This is a genomic window from Flavobacterium album (assembly GCF_003096035.1).
Taxonomy (GTDB): Bacteria; Bacteroidota; Bacteroidia; order Flavobacteriales; family Flavobacteriaceae; genus Flavobacterium; species Flavobacterium album.
Window position 1 is genome coordinate 974,294 of sequence record NZ_CP029186.1, and the last position, 18,509, is coordinate 992,802.

At 43.7% G+C, this 18,509-nt stretch carries 18 protein-coding genes; 8 read left to right on the top strand and 10 right to left on the bottom strand.

The genetic code is table 11. From position 1 onward, the window contains the following. Window positions 1–233: 233 nt before the first annotated feature. The 8 genes from sufD to HYN59_RS04335 all read right to left on the bottom strand — a co-directional run bounded on the left by sufD (window position 234) and on the right by HYN59_RS04335 (window position 5,935). A complete protein-coding gene (gene sufD, locus HYN59_RS04300) occupies window positions 234–1,550 on the bottom strand; it encodes a Fe-S cluster assembly protein SufD (RefSeq protein WP_108777089.1) in 1,317 nt (438 codons plus the stop codon). 44 nt (window positions 1,551–1,594) lie between these two features. Further along, complete coding sequence (locus tag HYN59_RS04305; protein ID WP_108777090.1) at window positions 1,595–1,984, bottom strand: four helix bundle protein; 390 nt, start codon at window positions 1,982–1,984, stop codon at window positions 1,595–1,597. A gap of 56 nt (window positions 1,985–2,040) precedes the next feature. Next, on the bottom strand, window positions 2,041–2,787 hold the full coding sequence (gene sufC, locus HYN59_RS04310; RefSeq protein WP_108777091.1) for a Fe-S cluster assembly ATPase SufC: 747 nt from the start codon (window positions 2,785–2,787) through the stop codon (window positions 2,041–2,043). 42 nt (window positions 2,788–2,829) lie between these two features. Continuing rightward, window positions 2,830–3,117, bottom strand: a complete 288-nt coding sequence (locus HYN59_RS04315) for a Txe/YoeB family addiction module toxin (RefSeq protein ID WP_181369508.1) — start codon at window positions 3,115–3,117, stop codon at window positions 2,830–2,832. After that, complete coding sequence (locus tag HYN59_RS04320) at window positions 3,117–3,326, bottom strand: DUF2683 family protein (RefSeq protein WP_108777092.1); 210 nt, start codon at window positions 3,324–3,326, stop codon at window positions 3,117–3,119. The genes HYN59_RS04315 and HYN59_RS04320 overlap by 1 nt, the downstream gene beginning before the upstream one ends. Before the next feature lie 70 nt (window positions 3,327–3,396). Continuing rightward, a complete protein-coding gene (sufB, locus tag HYN59_RS04325; protein WP_108777093.1) occupies window positions 3,397–4,845 on the bottom strand; it encodes a Fe-S cluster assembly protein SufB in 1,449 nt (482 codons plus the stop codon). Between the two features lie 123 nt (window positions 4,846–4,968). Beyond that, the gene (locus HYN59_RS04330) at window positions 4,969–5,298 is read right to left on the bottom strand and encodes a HesB/IscA family protein (RefSeq protein WP_108777094.1); all 330 of its coding nucleotides are present in this window, start codon (window positions 5,296–5,298) and stop codon (window positions 4,969–4,971) included. 130 nt (window positions 5,299–5,428) lie between these two features. Beyond that, a complete protein-coding gene (locus HYN59_RS04335; RefSeq protein ID WP_108777095.1) occupies window positions 5,429–5,935 on the bottom strand; it encodes a hypothetical protein in 507 nt (168 codons plus the stop codon). Window positions 5,936–6,108: 173 nt separating this feature from the next. Between HYN59_RS04335 and HYN59_RS04340 the strand changes: the two genes are divergently transcribed. The 3 genes from HYN59_RS04340 to HYN59_RS04350 all read left to right on the top strand — a co-directional run bounded on the left by HYN59_RS04340 (window position 6,109) and on the right by HYN59_RS04350 (window position 10,625). Continuing rightward, window positions 6,109–6,966: an MBL fold metallo-hydrolase gene (locus tag HYN59_RS04340; protein ID WP_108777096.1), complete on the top strand. Its 858-nt coding sequence runs from the start codon at window positions 6,109–6,111 to the stop codon at window positions 6,964–6,966. An 89-nt stretch (window positions 6,967–7,055) separates the two neighbouring features. Beyond that, window positions 7,056–8,666, top strand: a complete 1,611-nt coding sequence (locus HYN59_RS04345; protein ID WP_108777097.1) for a S8 family peptidase — start codon at window positions 7,056–7,058, stop codon at window positions 8,664–8,666. 60 nt (window positions 8,667–8,726) lie between these two features. After that, the gene (locus HYN59_RS04350; RefSeq protein WP_108777098.1) at window positions 8,727–10,625 is read left to right on the top strand and encodes a M1 family metallopeptidase; all 1,899 of its coding nucleotides are present in this window, start codon (window positions 8,727–8,729) and stop codon (window positions 10,623–10,625) included. A 171-nt stretch (window positions 10,626–10,796) separates the two neighbouring features. Here HYN59_RS04350 and HYN59_RS04355 read toward each other — a convergent pair whose 3' ends face one another. Continuing rightward, window positions 10,797–11,054, bottom strand: coding sequence for a hypothetical protein (locus HYN59_RS04355; protein WP_146185857.1), 258 nt, complete (start codon window positions 11,052–11,054; stop codon window positions 10,797–10,799). A gap of 209 nt (window positions 11,055–11,263) precedes the next feature. Next, a complete protein-coding gene (locus tag HYN59_RS04360) occupies window positions 11,264–11,956 on the bottom strand; it encodes a S24 family peptidase (RefSeq protein ID WP_108777100.1) in 693 nt (230 codons plus the stop codon). Window positions 11,957–12,060: 104 nt separating this feature from the next. On the opposite strand from HYN59_RS04360, the gene HYN59_RS04365 reads away from it, so the two are divergent. The 5 genes from HYN59_RS04365 to HYN59_RS04390 all read left to right on the top strand — a co-directional run bounded on the left by HYN59_RS04365 (window position 12,061) and on the right by HYN59_RS04390 (window position 18,325). Then, window positions 12,061–12,411 carry an immunity 22 family protein gene (locus tag HYN59_RS04365; RefSeq protein WP_108777101.1) on the top strand — a complete coding sequence of 117 codons (351 nt, stop codon included), beginning with the start codon at window positions 12,061–12,063 and terminating at the stop codon, window positions 12,409–12,411. Window positions 12,412–13,106: 695 nt separating this feature from the next. Continuing rightward, window positions 13,107–13,487 (top strand): ribonuclease P protein component, encoded by a 381-nt coding sequence (gene rnpA / locus HYN59_RS04375; protein WP_108777103.1) that lies wholly within the window; start codon window positions 13,107–13,109, stop codon window positions 13,485–13,487. Window positions 13,488–13,640: 153 nt separating this feature from the next. Further along, window positions 13,641–15,278, top strand: a complete 1,638-nt coding sequence (locus HYN59_RS04380) for a S41 family peptidase (protein ID WP_108777104.1) — start codon at window positions 13,641–13,643, stop codon at window positions 15,276–15,278. 219 nt (window positions 15,279–15,497) lie between these two features. Next, window positions 15,498–17,510 (top strand): KUP/HAK/KT family potassium transporter, encoded by a 2,013-nt coding sequence (locus tag HYN59_RS04385; protein ID WP_425433067.1) that lies wholly within the window; start codon window positions 15,498–15,500, stop codon window positions 17,508–17,510. Further along, window positions 17,510–18,325 carry an OmpA family protein gene (locus tag HYN59_RS04390; protein WP_108777105.1) on the top strand — a complete coding sequence of 272 codons (816 nt, stop codon included), beginning with the start codon at window positions 17,510–17,512 and terminating at the stop codon, window positions 18,323–18,325. The genes HYN59_RS04385 and HYN59_RS04390 overlap by 1 nt, the downstream gene beginning before the upstream one ends. Window positions 18,326–18,509: the final 184 nt, after the last annotated feature.

Consider the following 18,509-nt stretch of genomic DNA (forward strand, 5'->3'; position numbering starts at 1 on the left):
AAAGCCTGTAAACAGAAGTAGTGATAAAATTAGTTTTGTGCCGTTTTGCATCCGGAATAACTTAGATTGATTCTAAATTGCAAAACTAACCGCAACATCCTTTATATGCAAATTATTTTTATTAAATCTAAATAAGATTTTATAATTAAGTATGCTTGTTACAAATCAGGTGCGGTAACAAAGAAAATGGCTGCCTTTTCAGGACAGCCGTTGTAGTATATTGCTGATAATAATTACAAGTCAAAACCCATATTCACGCCAAGCTTGGATGCTATGAGTTTGGTTATCCTGCTCTTTAATTCCGGTATCCTGATGCTTTCAATAACCTCATTGCTGAAGGCATACATTAATAATGCCTTGGCTTCCTTTTTAGGGATACCGCGCGACTGCATGTAAAACATGGCTTTCTCATCCAGCTGGCCAATGGTACAGCCATGGGAGCACTTCACATCGTCTGCGAAAATTTCCAGCTGTGGCTTGGCATTGATAGAAGCCTTTTCGTTGAGGAGTATGTTGTTATTTTGCTGGAAAGCGTCCGTTTTCTGGGCTTCTTTCTCCACATAAATCTTCCCGTTGAAAACCCCGGTCGAATTACCATCGAAAATACCTTTGTAATTCTGGTGGCTTTCGCAGTTTGGCGTAGCATGGCGCACTAAAGTATAATGGTCAACCAATTGCTTATCGCCAATAATAGTGATGCCTTTCAGCGTGCTTTCAATACGTTCGCCCTGGTGGTAAAAATTCAGGTTGTTGCGGGTAATGTTCCCCCCGAAAGAAAAAGTATGCACAGAAGCATTGCTTTGGCCTTTCTGGGCTATGTAGGTATTGTCTATCAGGTTGGCTGACTGAACATCGTTCTGTATCTTGTAATAATCCGCAATGGCTCGTTCCTGCACGAATATCTCGGTAACGGAGTTCGTCAGTACCGGATTGCTGTTGAGGCTCTGGTGGCGCTCAATGATCTGTACCTGGGAGTTCTTGCCCACAATGATAAGGTTGCGGGGCTGCACCATCAGCGCGGCCTCGTTCCCAGTTGAGAGGTACATAATCTCGATAGGCTTGTCGGCCACCTTGTTTTTCGGGATGTTTATGTAAGCTCCTTCGCTGGCGAAAGCCGTATTGAGGGAAGTAAGGCTGTCCTGCGTGTTGGCGATCTTATTGAAATACGTGTCGATAACTTCCTTGTATTTGGGCTTTGTAAGTGCCGAAGACATAAGGCATACGTCAAGTCCGTCATGTGTTGTAGACGAAAGGAACGAACTGAACACACCATCGATAAAAACTACTTTGTAGGTATCGATCTCGTGCAGGAAGTACTTTTTTACATCCGTAAAATTGATGTTATTTTCCTGTTTTGGGAATACGCTGAAATCGTTCTTCAGTACTGCGTTCAGCGATGTATATTTCCAGGCCTCTTCCTTTTTGGTAGGAAAGCCTTTCGTTTCAAATGTCTTCAGGGCTTCAGTGCGCATGTCGTGCAACTCGGTGTTCACATCTACACGCTCTTCGAAAGCCATGAAAGAGGACAGCAGTTTTTCTTTTAGTTCCATAATAGTTTCAGGTTTCAGGTTTCAGGTTGCTCACTCAGGCGGAGCTACTGGAACTTGTTTCCTTTATAGTCTTTTTTGTTGAGATAAGTTATGAAATTACTTATCCTTCCACTTAATTTTTCGTAATCTGTTTTTAGGGTTTCTAATTTCTGGGCATCAATGTATCCACAATCATAAACCCTGTAGAGCTGCGACCTGGCTTCTCCCGCAGAACCTTTTGCAATAGAAAGGAATTGCCTGAACTCCATATTGCCATCCCTCTCAAATCCTTCAGCAATGTTATCCATGACAGAACCTGAAGAATCTTTTATCTGTGCCTTTAATTTAAAATCCGTTTTAAGGTCAGTCTCAATAGAAAGTATGTGGATTTCTTTAGCTAAGCGCCGTGCTTCCTGCCAAATTTCCAAATCTTCGAACCTGTTTATTGTCGCCATAGATTATTCACACAAAACTTTCAAAAAACCTGAAACTTGAAACCTGAAACAAATTGCTAATTCTCCGATTTTATCCAGTCGTAACCCTTCTCCTCAAGTTCATAAGCCAGCTCCTTACCACCGGATTTAACGATTTTGCCATTATAAAGCACGTGTACAAAATCAGGCACGATATAATCAAGCAGCCTTTGGTAGTGGGTGATCACGATAACCGCATTGTCTTCGCTGCGGAGTTTGTTGACGCCATTGGCCACAATACGCAATGCGTCGATATCCAGACCGGAATCGGTCTCATCCAGTATCGCGATCTTTGGCTCAAGCATCGCCATCTGGAAAATCTCGTTACGCTTTTTCTCACCACCGGAAAAGCCTTCGTTAAGCGAACGCGAAAGGAATTTACGGTCGATCTCCAGAAGCTCCGATTTTTCACGGATAAGCTTCAGCATCTCGTTGGCCGGCATTTCCTCGCGGCCCTGCGCCTTACGGCTCTCATTGATGGCTGTTTTCATGAAGTTGGTCACCGATACCCCCGGTATTTCCACAGGGTACTGGAATGACAGGAACACGCCTTTGTGCGCCCTTTCTTCCGGGGCAAGCTCACCGATGTCCTCGCCTTCCAGAAGGATCTCGCCATCAGTCACTTCATAATTCTCATTACCGGCAATTACCGATGAAAGCGTACTCTTCCCGGAACCGTTCGGCCCCATGATCGCATGTACTTCGCCGGCCCTTACTTCAAGGTTAATCCCTTTTAAAATCTCTTTATCTTCAACACTTGCGTGCAGGTTTTTTATTGATAACATTAGTATTTGATTAAAGCTAAATGCTTGATATTCTTTTAATAATTATTCGTAATGTCCTTTTGCCGAGAGTATACTGAGAATTTCAATTGTATTCTCATCGATGATCTCATATACCAGTCGATGCTCTTTGTCTATCCTCCTTGACCATTTTCCTAAAAGCCCATATTTTAATGCCTCCGGTTTTCCAATTCCTGCATAAGGATTTTCCTGAATGGCTTTAATAAGCGTGGAAATTTTCTTCAATATGATCTTATTTCCCGATCTCTTCCAAAACGCTATGTCCTCCTCAGCTTTCTCAGAAAACGCAACTATTTCAATTCTTTGAGCCATTAAAGTCCAAGGAATTTATCGAGGTCTTTCATTTCAATCCTCTTGCCGCCTCCATTCCTAACTTCTTCTGAAGCTTCCAAAATTTCTTTTACAAATTCAGGGTTATACGGCTTATCATCGTTTTGTGCAATTTCAAATCCCATTTTTTCAGCCAAAGATCTTAAGAATGGTAAATCTTTCTTTTTTACATTTTTAAAAACTACATCCATGACTTTATCATTTAATTAGATATTCGTCTACAACTTTAAAAACAACTCCGAACCCCCGAACCCGGAACAGTTATCCTACACTTCCCTCCAAACTTATCTCCAGCAATTTCTGCGCTTCAACCGCAAATTCCATTGGCAGCTTATTCAGTACATCTTTGCTGAAGCCGTTCACGATAAGCGCAATCGCCTTCTCGGTCGGGATACCCCTTTGGTTGCAGTAGAATACCTGGTCCTCGCCAATTTTGCTGGTAGTGGCTTCATGCTCTATTTTGGCCGTGGTATTTTTCGATTCAATGTACGGGAACGTATGAGCCCCGCAGGCATTGCCCATAAGAAGCGAGTCGCATTGGGAGAAGTTACGTGCATTGTCAGCCCTTGAGCCTATCTGCACCAAACCACGGTAGCTGTTCTGCGACTTGCCAGCCGAAATACCCTTTGATATGATTGTGCTTTTGGTATTCTTGCCTAAGTGGATCATCTTGGTACCGGTATCGGCCTGCTGATAGTTGTTGGTCACGGCAATAGAATAGAATTCCCCTACCGAGTTATCGCCTTTCAGCACGCAGCTTGGGTATTTCCAGGTTACGGCCGAACCCGTCTCTACCTGCGTCCAAGATATCTTGGCGTTCTTTTCGCAAAGGCCGCGCTTGGTCACAAAGTTATATACGCCTCCCTTGCCTTCTTTATTGCCCGGGAACCAGTTTTGTACGGTCGAATACTTTATCTCGGCATCATCCATCGCGATAAGCTCCACCACTGCGGCATGCAGCTGGTTCTCGTCGCGGCTTGGCGCGGTACAGCCTTCGAGGTAGCTCACATAACTGCCTTCATCGGCAATTACAAGCGTACGCTCAAACTGTCCTGTTCCTGCCTGGTTGATACGGAAATAAGTGCTTAATTCCATTGGGCAGCGCACCCCTTTCGGGATATAGCAAAACGACCCGTCTGAAAATACAGCCGAGTTGAGCGCTGCATAAAAATTGTCTTTCTGTGGAACAACAGATCCTATGTACTTTTGCACCAGCTCCGGATGTTCTTTTATCGCCTCGGATATCGGGCAAAAAATAATACCTTTCTCTGCAAGTGTTTTCTTGAATGTCGTAGCCACCGAAACGGAGTCTACCACAATGTCAATAGCAACATTGTTCATTTTTTTCTGCTCATCGACAGAGATGCCCAGCTTTTTGTACATTGCTAAAAGCTCCGGGTCTACATCGTCAAGCGTTTTGTTCGGGTCGACCGCTTTGGGTGCCGAGTAGTAGGATATCGCCTGGAAATCAGGCTTTTCATAATGCACGTTCGCCCACTCCGGCTCGGTCATTTCCTTCCAGGCACGAAAAGCCTCAAGGCGCCAGTCGGTCATCCATTGCGGCTCTTCTTTCTTTTTGGAAAGCGCCCTCACCACATCCTCATTGAGGCCAATGGGAAAGGTCTCCGATTCTATATCAGTATAAAAACCGTACTCGTACTCCTTGGTTTCGAGTTCGATCTTTAATTCTTCTTCTGTGTACTTACTCATTTTTTTTGTTTCAGGTTAAAAGTTTAAAGTTTCAGGTTGCTGCCTCAAACCCAACAAAACCTTTATGTTAATGTTGTTCTTTCAGGAGCCAGGCAACTTTAAACCTGAAACCTGAAACTAAATTTACAGTGAGAAGCTCTCCCCGCACCCGCACGTTCTCTGTGCATTAGGGTTGTTGAAAACAAAGCCTTTGCCATTAAGCCCACCCGAATATTCGAGTGTTGTACCGGCAAGGTACAGGAAGCTTTTTTTATCTACGGCTATCTTTATATCATTGTCTTCAAACACTTTATCATTTTCGCCCAAGGCATTGTCAAACTTAAGTTCGTACGACAAACCTGAACATCCGCCACTCTTTACGCCTACCCTTACATAGTCGGTCGATGGGTTAAAACCCTCATCCTCCATAAGCAGCGCAACTCTTTTCTTTGCTGTTTCAGATACTTTTATCATAACTTTATAACTTGGAATTAATCTAAATTGGGTACAAAGATACCATATTGTTTACAGAATGCAATAAATGCCCCCCATTTTATGATTATGGGCTGATAAGCAATCCCTATGCCTGATTTTGAGTAAAATATTAGTACACTTCTCCGTCCATTACATTTTTGCAAAAGTCGGCGAAGTCGATACCTATTTCATCAAAGTCGCCCTCACCTCTAAAAGGGCAGCTGTCGTAGAATTCGCCAACCTGGCCAAACAATTCCGACGCTTTGTCGCAGCATAGGAAAAAATTGCCCCTGTCGTTACGATGGCCAACTGCAAGCCAAAAAGCAGGAGGATAACCAAGATTGCCTTCGCAGTTAAAATAATCAAATGTGTGGGTAACCATCCCGTAAAACCCATAAAGGTAAAGTTCCTGCCCCGGCAAGGGGACAATGGAATCGTTATCCACCGTTTGCAGGTATTTGATGTACGCTTCAGGTATTACGAATTGTTCCCTGCGATCATACGGGAGCTCTTCGAACATAGAAAATGCATGCAGCAGCAGGTCGCTTGTCATTGATGCAAAATATTCGCTGCCGGTGCTATTGGAGCGTTTGCCTTTATTGATCAGGTTTTGAACAGGGTCTGTAATGTTTTCCATGATTAGCGGATTAAAAGTAATGCGAAATTAATTTTTAGTTTTAGATTATGCCTTCATACGATAGCTATAGATGATTATTCGCGCAAGCATATGCAAAATTCGCACTGCTTTACTTTAACCATCTTTTGTCTATAAACCAAATTAAGCTTAATTTGGCTGCAAACAAATAAACAATGAAACTTTACCCTATAGAAACCGGAAACTTTAAGCTCGATGGCGGTGCGATGTTTGGCGTGGTGCCAAAACCTATATGGACTAAAACAAACCCAGCCGACGAGAATAACCAGATCGACATCGCGGCCCGGTGCCTCCTCATAGAAGACAGCAACCGACTGATACTCATAGATACCGGAATGGGCAACAAGCAGAGCGATAAATTCTTCGGCTACTACTCGCTTTGGGGCGACCATAACACCGACAAGTCATTAGCTAAATACGGTTTCCACAGAGATGATATTACCGATGTATTCATGACGCACCTGCATTTTGACCACTGCGGGGGCAGTGTGCAGTGGAATAAAGACCGTACCGGTTATGAGCCCACCTTTAAAAATGCTCACTACTGGACCAACGATAAGCACTGGGAGTGGGCCACAAAACCCAACGCCCGCGAAAAGGCATCGTTCCTGTCTGAGAACATACTGCCAATGCAGGAAAGCGGACAACTGAAATTCATTAACAGGCCGGAAGGCGATTTCCTTGCAGAAAGCGAATTAGGCTTCGGGATATTTTTTGCCGACGGGCATACCGAAAAGCAGATGATACCGCACATCAGTTACAACGGAAAGACCATCGTGTTCATGGCCGACCTGCTGCCTACTGCCGGGCATATCCCGCTGCCATACGTTATGGGGTACGATACACGCCCACTTCTCACATTAGATGAAAAGGCAAAATTCATGAATGCCGCTGCCGATAATGGGTATTACCTTTTCCTGGAGCACGATGCCCACAATGAGATAATTACCGTAGAGCATACCGAAAAAGGCGTAAGGCTGAAGGAAGTTTTTTCATGTGAAGATATTCTTTAGCGGATCATCATAACGAAATGTTAAAATTTCTGCTTAATGTAACTTACAAAGACTAATTTAGTCAAATATTAAATTGTAAATTCAATACCATGAAATTCAGATCGCTTTATCTGTCGGCTGCCCTCGCTTTGTTCCTTGCAGGCTGCAGCGCTACCAAAAAAATAACGGCAGAGCCTATTGCCATACCTGCTTCGATAACTGCTAAAACAGCGCCGCTCAGCGACACCCAGGAGAAACGCTGGAGCCATCTTGACCTTGTAAAGGATACCATTCCGGGAATGAGTGTAGACAGGGCTTACGAACTGCTGAAAGACAGGAAAAGCACCAAAATAGTTGTGGGCGTAGTAGACTCAGGTGTGGATATCGAACATCCGGACCTTAAGCCTGTGATATGGACGAACACCAAAGAGATTGCAGGAAATAATATAGACGATGATAAAAACGGATATATTGACGACGTTCATGGCTGGAATTTCCTTGGCGATGCAGAGCATGAAAACCTCGAATTCGTGCGTATCCTGAAAAAAGGTGACGACGGATCAGCCAGGTATAAAAAAGCAAAAGCGGAATACGACAAGGAATACCGCGAGGCAATGGCGGAAATGCAAAAAATAGATGGCATTGCCAATATCGACAAGATATTTCAGGAAAAAACCGGCAAGAAGAATTACACAGTTGAAGACCTAAAAAACCTTAAGGTTAGTGATCCAAGGCTTGAAGAAGCAAAACAAGGCTTTATTGGTATTTTCAGCAGCATATCCAAAGAAGAATTTGATGAGGAGATAAGCGGCGCTAAAGAACATTTTGAAAACACGCTGAAATACAACCTCAACCAGAAATTTGACGGTCGCAGTATCGTGGGTGATAACCCGGATGACATTAACGACCGCAAATACGGCAACAACAACGTGACCGGCCCTGTTAAAGACGGCGCCAAACACGGTACACACGTAGCGGGCATCATTGCACAGGTGCGTAACAACAGCCTTGGCGGCGACGGTATTGCCAGCAACAATGTAGAGATCATGTCGGTTCGTGCAGTGCCGGATGGCGATGAGTACGACAAAGACGTGGCGCTTGCTATCCGTTATGCAGTAGACAATGGTGCTAAGGTGATCAATGGCAGTTTTGGAAAATATTACTCTACGCACAGCGACTGGGTTTACGATGCCATTAAATATGCAGCACAGAAAGATGTACTTATCGTTTGTGCGGCAGGTAACGAAAGCAAAGACCTTGACCCCGCAGGCAGCGTTGCAGAGCGTTATCCTAACGACGACATGAACTCTGCTACAGAGATATCTGACAACTTCCTTTGCGTAGGCGCCATAAGCTATTCTTACGGGCCGGAACTTATCGCTGATTTCTCTAACTACGGAAAAACAGATGTAGATGTATTTGGCCCAGGCGTACGCATTTATGCTACTACCCCGAACAATAAGTACGAATTCCTTCAGGGAACATCGATGGCCTCGCCAAATGTAGCAGGTGTAGCAGCGCTTATCCGTTCGTACTACCCAAGCCTGACGGCATCACAGGTAAAGCATATCCTTATGGATTCAGGCCTTGCGATAAATATGGATGTAGCATTGGGCGGCGACCCTAAAGACATGAGGGCTTTCAGCGAGCTGTCAAGGTCAGGGCGGATCGTGAACGCTTACAACGCCATCATTCTTGCTGACAAGATGTCGCGGAAATAATCACAAAAAAACATTTTAATGGAAGGGCGTGATCCCTTCCATTTTTTTTATTTTTAACGCATGAAAAAATTACTCTTAGCAGCATTACTATCGGCTTCGGGCCTTTTTGCACAGCACAATCCCAATCCCGGCTATTGGCAGCAGCATGTGAATTACAAAATGGATGTTTCCATGGATGTAAAAACGTACCGCTATACCGGAAAGCAGGAACTGGTATACACCAACAACTCTCCCGATACGCTGTATCGCGTGTTCTATCATCTGTATAATAATGCCTTCCAGCCCGGCAGCGAGATGGATGCGCGCTTGAAAGCGATATCTGATCCCGACAAAAGGATGGTGAAGAGCTTTAAGAGCGGCGACAAGACCGTAAAAGAAAGCCGCATCAGCACATTGAAGCCCAATGAGATTGGCTACCTCAAGATAACCAACCTGAAACAGGATGGTGCCGACCTTCGTAACAAAGTTGCAGGAACCATACTTGAAGTAGACCTTGCAAAGCCCATATATCCCGGAAAGTCGACAACCTTTACCCTCGACTTCGAAGGGCAGGTACCCGTGCAGGTACGCCGCAGCGGAAGGAACAATGCTGAGGGTGTTGCGCTTTCGATGACGCAGTGGTACCCGAAAATGGCTGAATATGACTTCGAGGGCTGGCATGCCAATGCTTACATAGCGCGTGAGTTCCATGGCGTGTGGGGCGATTTTGATGTAAAGATCACCATCGACAAAGACTACACTATTGGCGGAACCGGCTACCTTCAAAACAAGAACGAGATAGGTAAAGGTTACCAGGATGCAGGCGTGGAAGTAAAATACCCGAAGAAAGCAAAAACCCTTACGTGGCATTTTGTAGCGCCTATGGTGCATGATTTTGCATGGGGCGCAGACAACAATTACGCCCACGACAAAATAATGGGCGATAACAACACCGAGCTGCATTTCTTTTATAAAAACACGCCTGAAAACATTGAAGGCTGGAAAAAGCTGCAGCCTAAAACTGCTGAGATACTCAAGTTCTACAATAAGACAATTGGGAACTATCCGTACAAGCAATATTCTGTGATACAGGGCGGCGATGGCGGTATGGAATATGCCATGTGTACGCTGATTACCGGCCATACTTATGAAGGCCTGGTTGAAGTGACGGTACACGAATTCGGGCACTCCTGGTTCCAGCATGTACTGGCTTCCAACGAAACAAAACACGGGTGGATGGATGAAGGGTTTACCTCATATGTAGAAGCGTTGGCCATGCAGGCCGTAATGCCTGCTGTGGTAAAAGAAGGCGAAGAAGAGCCAAACCCTTTTGCAAGCGCTTATTCGAATTATTTCTACATGGTAAAGACCGGCAAAGAGCAGCCGCTGACCACACAGGCCGACCGTTTTGACCAGAACATGCTTTATAGCATTGCTTCCTACAGCAAAGGCGAGATATTCCTTTCGCAGCTGGGTTACCTGATAGGCGAAGACAAGCTGGCAAAAACCATTAAGCGTTATTTTGCCGATTATAAGTTTACGCACCCTACCCCGATGGACATCAAGCGTACTGCCGAAAAGGTGAGCGGTGCCCATCTGGACTGGTACCTTACCGATTGGACAGAGACGACCAATACTATAGACTACGCCATTAAGGAAATGAAAGAAGATGGCAACACGACCAAAGTGACGCTGGAGAGAATAGGACGCATGCCAATGCCTATAGATATCATTGTTGTGGCAGACGACGGCACGCAGGAAAGCTATTACATACCGCTGCAAATGATGCATTACATTAAAGATAACCCGTTCCCGAACCTGAAGAGAAATGTACTGGATGCATGGGATTGGGGCCACCAGACCTATGAGTTCACCATCAATAAGCCAAAAGCATCGATACAGGTACTGGTTATAGACCCTACAGAGTTGATGGCCGATGTGAATAAGGAAAATAACGCGTTTATCAGGGGAGCAAAATAGTGAATCCTAAAATACAAATTTCAAAGAGCGGTGCCGGTATGGTGCCGCTTTTTTTTAATGAAAGTATAAGCCACAAAAAAACCTCTGGTTGTTGCGGACCAGAGGTTTGTGAAAACAGATAAAATAGATAAAAAACCTGTTTTGCTATGGATATATATAGGCGCTAAAAAATTAGTTAGATTTTTTAGCAGGGTCAGCCTTTTTAACTTCGGCTTTTTCTTCTTTCACAGTAGCTTCCTGTTTTTTTACTTCGGCAGGCTGCTGTGTTTGCTGCTGCGCGGCAGGCTTGGCCTCAGTGGCTTTCGCGGCGGCAGGTTGCGTAGTTTGAGCCGGTTGTGGTTTAGTAGTTGTTTCTGTTTGTTTTGTAGTTTCCTGTGCCATTGCCATTACTCCTGTAAGCATTAGGGCACTTAAAAATAACTTTTTCATATTGTATCGTTGTTAAATTATGTCTTATACCAATACATAAGGCAAGATTGATGCCTCAATAGCGGCAGCACCATCGTTTTCAATTAAATCAACACTGAAACAATCTGAAAAACAGACAATTAAAAAATCTTTATTACAAAATACTCCCTTCGCCCACAATGCAGTAAAATTGTAGAATTTGGGGAATTCTGTAGAAATTTTGTGGAGAATTAGTTCATTGCGTTGACGCGAATACTGGCTTTCACCAGTGCAAGCGCACGGATTTTATCCATTTCAACGTCTTTGGCCTGGTGGTGCTTGTTCTCGCTTACGAGTTTAACGCAGCCGGGATACTCTGAGCGCTGGATATATTTTACTGTGATATATTCTTCGCCGCTGCCCATATCAATACCCAGCAGGTACATCTCGCCCCAAAAGATTCCGTTCTGTATATCGTGGATCTCTTTGTACATAACAATGTCACCGCTTTTTAGCAGCGGATACATACTGTCTCCGGTAACATATACAGCACCGTCGCATTTTGGCAGGTGTGGTATCGAGATATGGTCAATCGGTTTTTGGGCGCTGTTGCTTGAAAATATCGGCACAAGGCCTGCAACTGCTTCAAGGTCGTAAAGCGGTATCTGCTGGCTTTCAACAGCGGTATCGGTTTTAAGGCGGTAGGTTTTAATAGAGGTTCCATCTTCTCCTTCCTTCAGCATTTCGCCATGCCCTGTAAGCAGCCATGCAGGATTTAGGTCGGTATAGGTTGCAAGAATTTTTTCCAGCATGTTCGACCCTATGCTCTTACCATCTTTCACGGCTTTCGAAATACTGCCACGGCTGGCACCAAGGCTATTCTCGAAAGCATAATAACTGATCCCTTTTGCCTCTATATATTCTCCCACTCTTTGCGATACCATAATATTTGTATTTACAGGCAAATCTAAGAAAAAAATATTTTTATTGCGAAAATAATCTTTCTTTTATTTGAATTTTCCTATGTTTACTATAAAGCTATTTATTGATGGAAGAAGAAAACAAAGTATCAGTATGGTTAGGAAAGTTGGATAATCAAGAGAAATTTAAGGAATATATCTCTGAAATCTATGATGATGAAGGACAGATGATGTCCGGTTTCATGAACGATTTTGAGATCAAATTTTATGATTCCCAATTCCTGGAAGCATTATTTGAAGCATCTGCCAATAAAGACGAGGCGCTTAAAAGCTTTTCTTATTCGCAAAATTTTTTGGACAAATTGCCATTGGAAAATTTATCCCATTATAATTGCTTTTTGCTGATCTACAATTTTAATTATGTTGGCCAGGTAGATAAGGCCGGTTCGTTTAAGTACATCGGAACATTTGCTTATTAGTATATTAACTTAATCACTGGTTATGACCGTAAAAAAATTCGAAGGATTGAGCAGAGGATTGATAAAGGCAGGCTTAGATAATAAATCTATCTTCATTACAGGTGAACTTACAATGAATAAATTCTACGCTAACGCTGAATATAAAAAATTGGGAACCACCATTTGAAAACGAAGCTATAACGGAAAACGAAAAAAAAAATTATTAAAGCAATAGAAGAATATTCGAAAGAAGGTGAAATACCTGTTGTTTTTGATTGAAACCTTTACATTTCTAAATCCAACTAACTTGGCTATCGCGGGCTTCTATCAGTAATATTTTATATTAGAAATGGACATAATTAAAATTGAAACAGTAAATGGCCGTAAGGTAATAAACGGTAGAAGTTTAGACGATATTCTAAACATATTTACGCCAAATGACAAAGAATATGAGGTTATAAAATCCCTATTCATTAAAATAACATCAGATGATGACTTAATACAAGGACTTAAAAAGAAAAAAATAAATTCACTCCAGTTGAAGTACTATTAATTATAAAACATTAGGTAACCTTTCTATTAGTGAAGCCAATCCTATTTTAGAAAAAGTCTTATTTTGGGATTAATTATTAAACATTCTAATTAATCTAACCACCACTTGGGCGGTTTTTTTATATCCCTTGCCCAACGCCATTCCTTTTGTACCTTTGCCCCTCATGGAAAACAGGCCTTACACATATCCGCGCGAAGAAAAGCTGAAAAGCCGAACCAGGATCGACCTTTTGTTTACGGAAGGTAAGTCGGTGTCTAAGTACCCGTTGCGGCTGGTATATGTGCCGCAGCCGGAAGAAGGCGCGATCATGCAGATGGGGGTTTCTGTCTCCAAAAAATACTTCAAAAAAGCAACCGACCGCAATTACTTTAAGCGGGTACTGCGCGAAACCTACCGCCACCACAAGCATATCCTTACTGAAAGTACTGATAAGCCTTATGCCATGATGTTTTTGTACCAGACCAAAGACCGGCTTTCGTTTGAGGAGATCAATACAAAAACGATCCAGCTTTTTGAAAAATTCGCTGCGCAGGAGAACCTGTGATAAATACTCCTGCTGTACTATTTTATCATCTCCCACGTTTACTATCACGGTAATGCCTAAGTTTATTTATCGAATTGCTCAACCTTTGGCCATTAATCCTTATTTTCGTAATCGTATTATCATCATCAGGAAAAATTTAAGAAAGGAAAAATCATGTTTAAGAGACTAAAGAGAAAATATGTGCTGCCGGCCGTTGCTGTTGGGTTTTTGTTTGTGGGGGCCAGCTTTAAGGACGACTTCTTTGAGATCGCCAAGCAGATCGAGATATTTACCACACTGTTCAAGACCGTGAACAATAATTATGTAGATGAAACCAACCCCGGACAGCTTATGGATAAAGCCATAAAAAGCATGCTGGCCGACCTGGACCCGTATACTAATTATTTCAACGAACAGGATGTGGCGAAGTTCAAAATAAACAACACCGGCGAATATACCGGCATTGGCGCACTAATTACCCGCAAGGAAAGCAAGCTGATCATTAAAGAGCCATATAAGGATTATCCTGCCGACAAAGCAGGCCTTAAAGCCGGTGACGAGATCATCCAGATCGGCGATATCGTACTGGCAGACTTTAAGGAAGATGCCAGCGAATTGCTGAAAGGCTCGCGCAATACCAAGATCGACATTAAATACCTGCGCCAGGGCAAACCCATGAGCACACAGCTGGTACTGAACGAAGTAGATGTAAAAGCGGTGCCATACTATGCGCTTGTGGGCAAAGAGACCGGCTATATTGTGCTTTCGCAGTTCAATGCCAAGGCATCGCAGGAAACCAAAGCCGCGCTTATCGACCTGAAAGGCCAGGGCGCTAAAAACATCATCCTCGACCTCAGGGGAAATCCCGGCGGGCTGGTGAATGAGGCCGTGGCCATCTGTAACCTTTTTGTTCCCCAGAATGAGATCATTGTTACCACAAAATCGAAGAACGAGAAATACAATAACACCTACAAAACCCAGAAAGCCCCGGTAGATACCGAGATCCCGCTGGCGATACTGGTAGACGGCAAAAGCGCCTCGGCTTCAGAGATCGTGTCCGGCGCATTGCAGGACCTTGACCGTGCGGTTATCGTGGGCAGCAGGAGCTTTGGAAAAGGCCTGGTACAACGCCCTCTGGACCTTGTTTACGGCACGCAGGTTAAGGTAACCATCTCGCGCTATTACACGCCTTCAGGCCGCAGTATACAGGCCCTTGACTATACGCATAAAGATGTTGACGGTAAAGCCATCCGTATCGATAAAAAGAATTACAACGCCTTCAAGACCCGCAAAGGCAGGACAGTGTATGACGGTGGCGGCATATTGCCGGACGTGGAACTGGAAGAATCCAAAACAAGCGCTATCGCCGATGCCCTGGTGCGTAACGATGGCATATTCAACTATGCTACGGTGTATTATTACAAGAATCCAAATCTTGGCACGACAATCCCGACAGTATCGGATGCAGAGTTTGAGGCCTTTAAGCAATACCTGAAAAAAGAGAAATTCGAATTTGACACCGAAACCGAAAAATCCCTTAAAGCCACACTTGAGGTCGCCAAAAAGGAAAAGGTAGACGAAAGCATCGCCGCCGAATACCAACAGCTTTTGGCAGCCCTGCAAAAAAGCGAGGAAAAAGAGCTGAATACCCACAAAGCGGAAATAAAGCAAATGCTGCTGGACGAGCTCATCAAGCGCTACCAGTACAAAGAAGGGCTTTATAAATACTACACCACCAGTAACCCGGAAATCCAGAAAGCCGCGGCCCTGTTGAATAACCCTTCGCAATACAACAAGATACTTTTAAAATAATATAGTAATCCCGGCTCTGTCGGGATTCTTTTTTTTGAGGTGGACTATGCAGGATTCCAATCCCGGAATTATATGCCGGCTCATCGAAGCGAATGGCCTCGGGACGGAAAGGAATTGGCCGCAGCCTCAGGTAAAGTACCCGGGATTTATAACCTGATGCGCCGGGCGTTAAATTATAATACCTTCTAAACTGCTGATTTATAAAAAACATATACCTTTGTGGTTTTAATTCACTTTATCGTGGGCAATCACAAACATATTAACAAAGTAACCTTAGGCGGGCTTATTGTTACTTTGGGGATCATTTACGGGGATATCGGTACTTCGCCTTTGTATGTAATGAAGGCTATAATGGGGGAAGTTCCTATTGAAGAAGAAGTGGTGTTGGGGGCGCTTTCCTGTATTTTTTGGACAATTACCCTGCAAACTACAGTAAAGTATGTTTATCTCACGCTTAAGGCAGACAATAAGGGCGAAGGAGGTATTTTCTCTCTCTACACCCTGGTAAAACGCTTTAAGAAAAAAGGCCTTATTGTCCCGGCAATTATAGGGGGCAGTGCTTTGCTCGCAGATGGTATCATAACACCTCCTATTTCTGTGTCCTCTGCTATTGAGGGGCTAAAAATTTACAGGCCGGAACTTGATACAGTGCCTATCGTAATCGGTATATTATTTGCCTTGTTTTTCATCCAAAGGTTTGGGACAAAATTCATTGGTAAATTCTTTGGCCCAATGATGCTGTTATGGTTCGGTATGCTGGGAGTACTTGGCATAATCCCGTTAATGTCTAACATTGCCGTTTTGAAAGCGCTTAACCCTTATTATGCATTGCATTTGCTGAGCATTCATCATGAAGGGTTTTATGTTTTAGGTTTCGTATTCCTTTGTACCACAGGTGCAGAGGCGCTATATAGCGACATGGGGCATTGCGGAAGGAGCAATATCCGTGTAAGCTGGGCATTTGTAAAGGCAATGCTGGTACTTAACTATTTTGGGCAGGGGGCTTACCTTATCGCCCATTCGGGGCAAACGCTTATAACACTTAGCGGCGATCCTAAAAATCCGGGTAACCCATTCTATCTGCTGATGCCCGATTGGTTCCTGCCTTTCGGTATCGCTATTGCAACATCTGCTGCAGTTATTGCATCACAGGCATTGATCAGCGGCTCATTTACGCTTATAAGTGAGGCAATGCGCCTGAATTTCTGGCCGAAAGTATCTGTTAAGTTCCCTACAGAATTACGCGGGCAGCTCTATATCCCTTCGATAAACTGGCTTTTGTTTATAGGGTGTGTATTCATAGTTTTGCACTTCAGGGAATCCGGGAATATGGAAGCCGCTTACGGACTGGCAATTGTATTGTGCATGCTCATGACTACTACATTACTTGGTTATTACATGGTCATGAAACGGTATAACGGAATCCTTATCATTGCTATAATTGCTGTATACTTTACTATTGAGATCTCGTTCCTTATCGCTAATATGGATAAATTCCATCACGGAGGCTACGTTTCGCTGGCAATTGCGGGTTTATTAGCTATGATAATGGCTGTTTGGCACACCGCAAAGAAAATTCGAAGCGAATACACCGAATTCACTAAGATCGCCAATTACAAACAGGTGCTTTCAGAGCTTAGCAATGATGAGTCTATACCGAAATATGCCACCCACCTGGTATATATGACCAACGCGCACCTTGGCGATGAGATTGAGTCGAAAATCATTTATTCCATTTTACAGAAAAGGCCGAAACGTGCTGATATTTACTGGTTCGTTCACGTAAATGTGGTGGATGAGCCTTACAAAATGGAGTACCGCGTACGCGAAATTATGAAAGATGACGTTATAAGGGTAGACTTCTATCTTGGTTTCCGTGTGGCCCCGAGGATCAACCTGATGTTCAAGCAGGTGGTTCGCGATATGGTACAGCGCGGTGAGGTAGATATCACAAGCCGTTACGAATCGCTGAACCGTAATAACGTGATAGGTGACTTTAAATTTGTCCTCATAGAGAAATTCCTGTCGTACGACAATGAGCTTCCGTGGTATGAAAGGATTGTGCTGGATATTTATTTCATTTTGAAAAAGGTCAGCCTTTCCGAAGGCAGGGCGTTTGGCCTTGACAGCAGTTCGGTAAAAGTAGAGAAATTCCCTATTGTGATCCACCCGCCGGAAGATATGGTACTGGCGCGGATCGATGAAAACAACACCACGCAGCCCCAAAATTGATGAGAAACATTTTTTTTATAGCAGCATTTTTTCTTTTCCAGGCTGCTTTTTCGCAGGAGGAAACACTATACTCCGTTTATTTCGAGGTTAATAAGTACAACCTTGACGATAAGCAGGGCGATAATGTAGTGGCCTTCATAAAAGCGATTGATACGGCGCGTATAGAGACCGTCCAGATATATGGCTATTGCGATGACCGTGGTAAGGATGAGTATAATTACAAGTTATCCACTAAGCGTGCCAATACCATCAGGGATACATTATTAGGCCGTGGTATCAGGAATAAGATCATCGTTACCATAGAAGGCAAAGGGCGAATAATGCTCGACGAAGACATAGACAACGTGAGCGAGGCGCGGTCCAAGAACCGCCGTGTGGACGTAGTGGTGAACTTCAGGCCTTTACCGCCGCCAAAGCTGGAGCCCGGATTTTACAATACGCTGAAAAAAGACCTCATCGTAGGCGACCACATCTATCTTGAGAACATATTGTTTGAGCGCGGCAGCAGCAAACTAACTGCAAAATCGCGAACAGAGCTCGAGAAGGTGGCAAGGCTGCTCCAGAAATATAAAAACCTCGAATTCGAGATACAGGGCCACATTTGCTGTACGCCTTCTTTCCAGAAAGAAGCTATAGACAAGGATACTCGCAAGCGCGAACTCTCCAAAAACCGTGCTTTTACCGTGTATAAATTCCTTGTTTCCAAAAATATCAGCAAGAACCGCATGACCTACAAAGGCTACGGGAATACAAAATCACTCGGTAAAGGCACGGAATATGACAGGCGTGTGGAGCTTGTGATCACTAAGATATAATTTCAGATTTCAGAGGGTAGATTTCAGATTGAGCTTCACTCAGACCGAAAATTGTATGTTCAAAAATATCTGTTTTGAGATTTCTCCACTCCGCTGCGCTTCGGTCGAAATGACACAATATCCCTTTTAGGAATTAAGCATAGGTTTTTAACGCATGAGTGTAGCTCAATCTGAAATCTGAAAT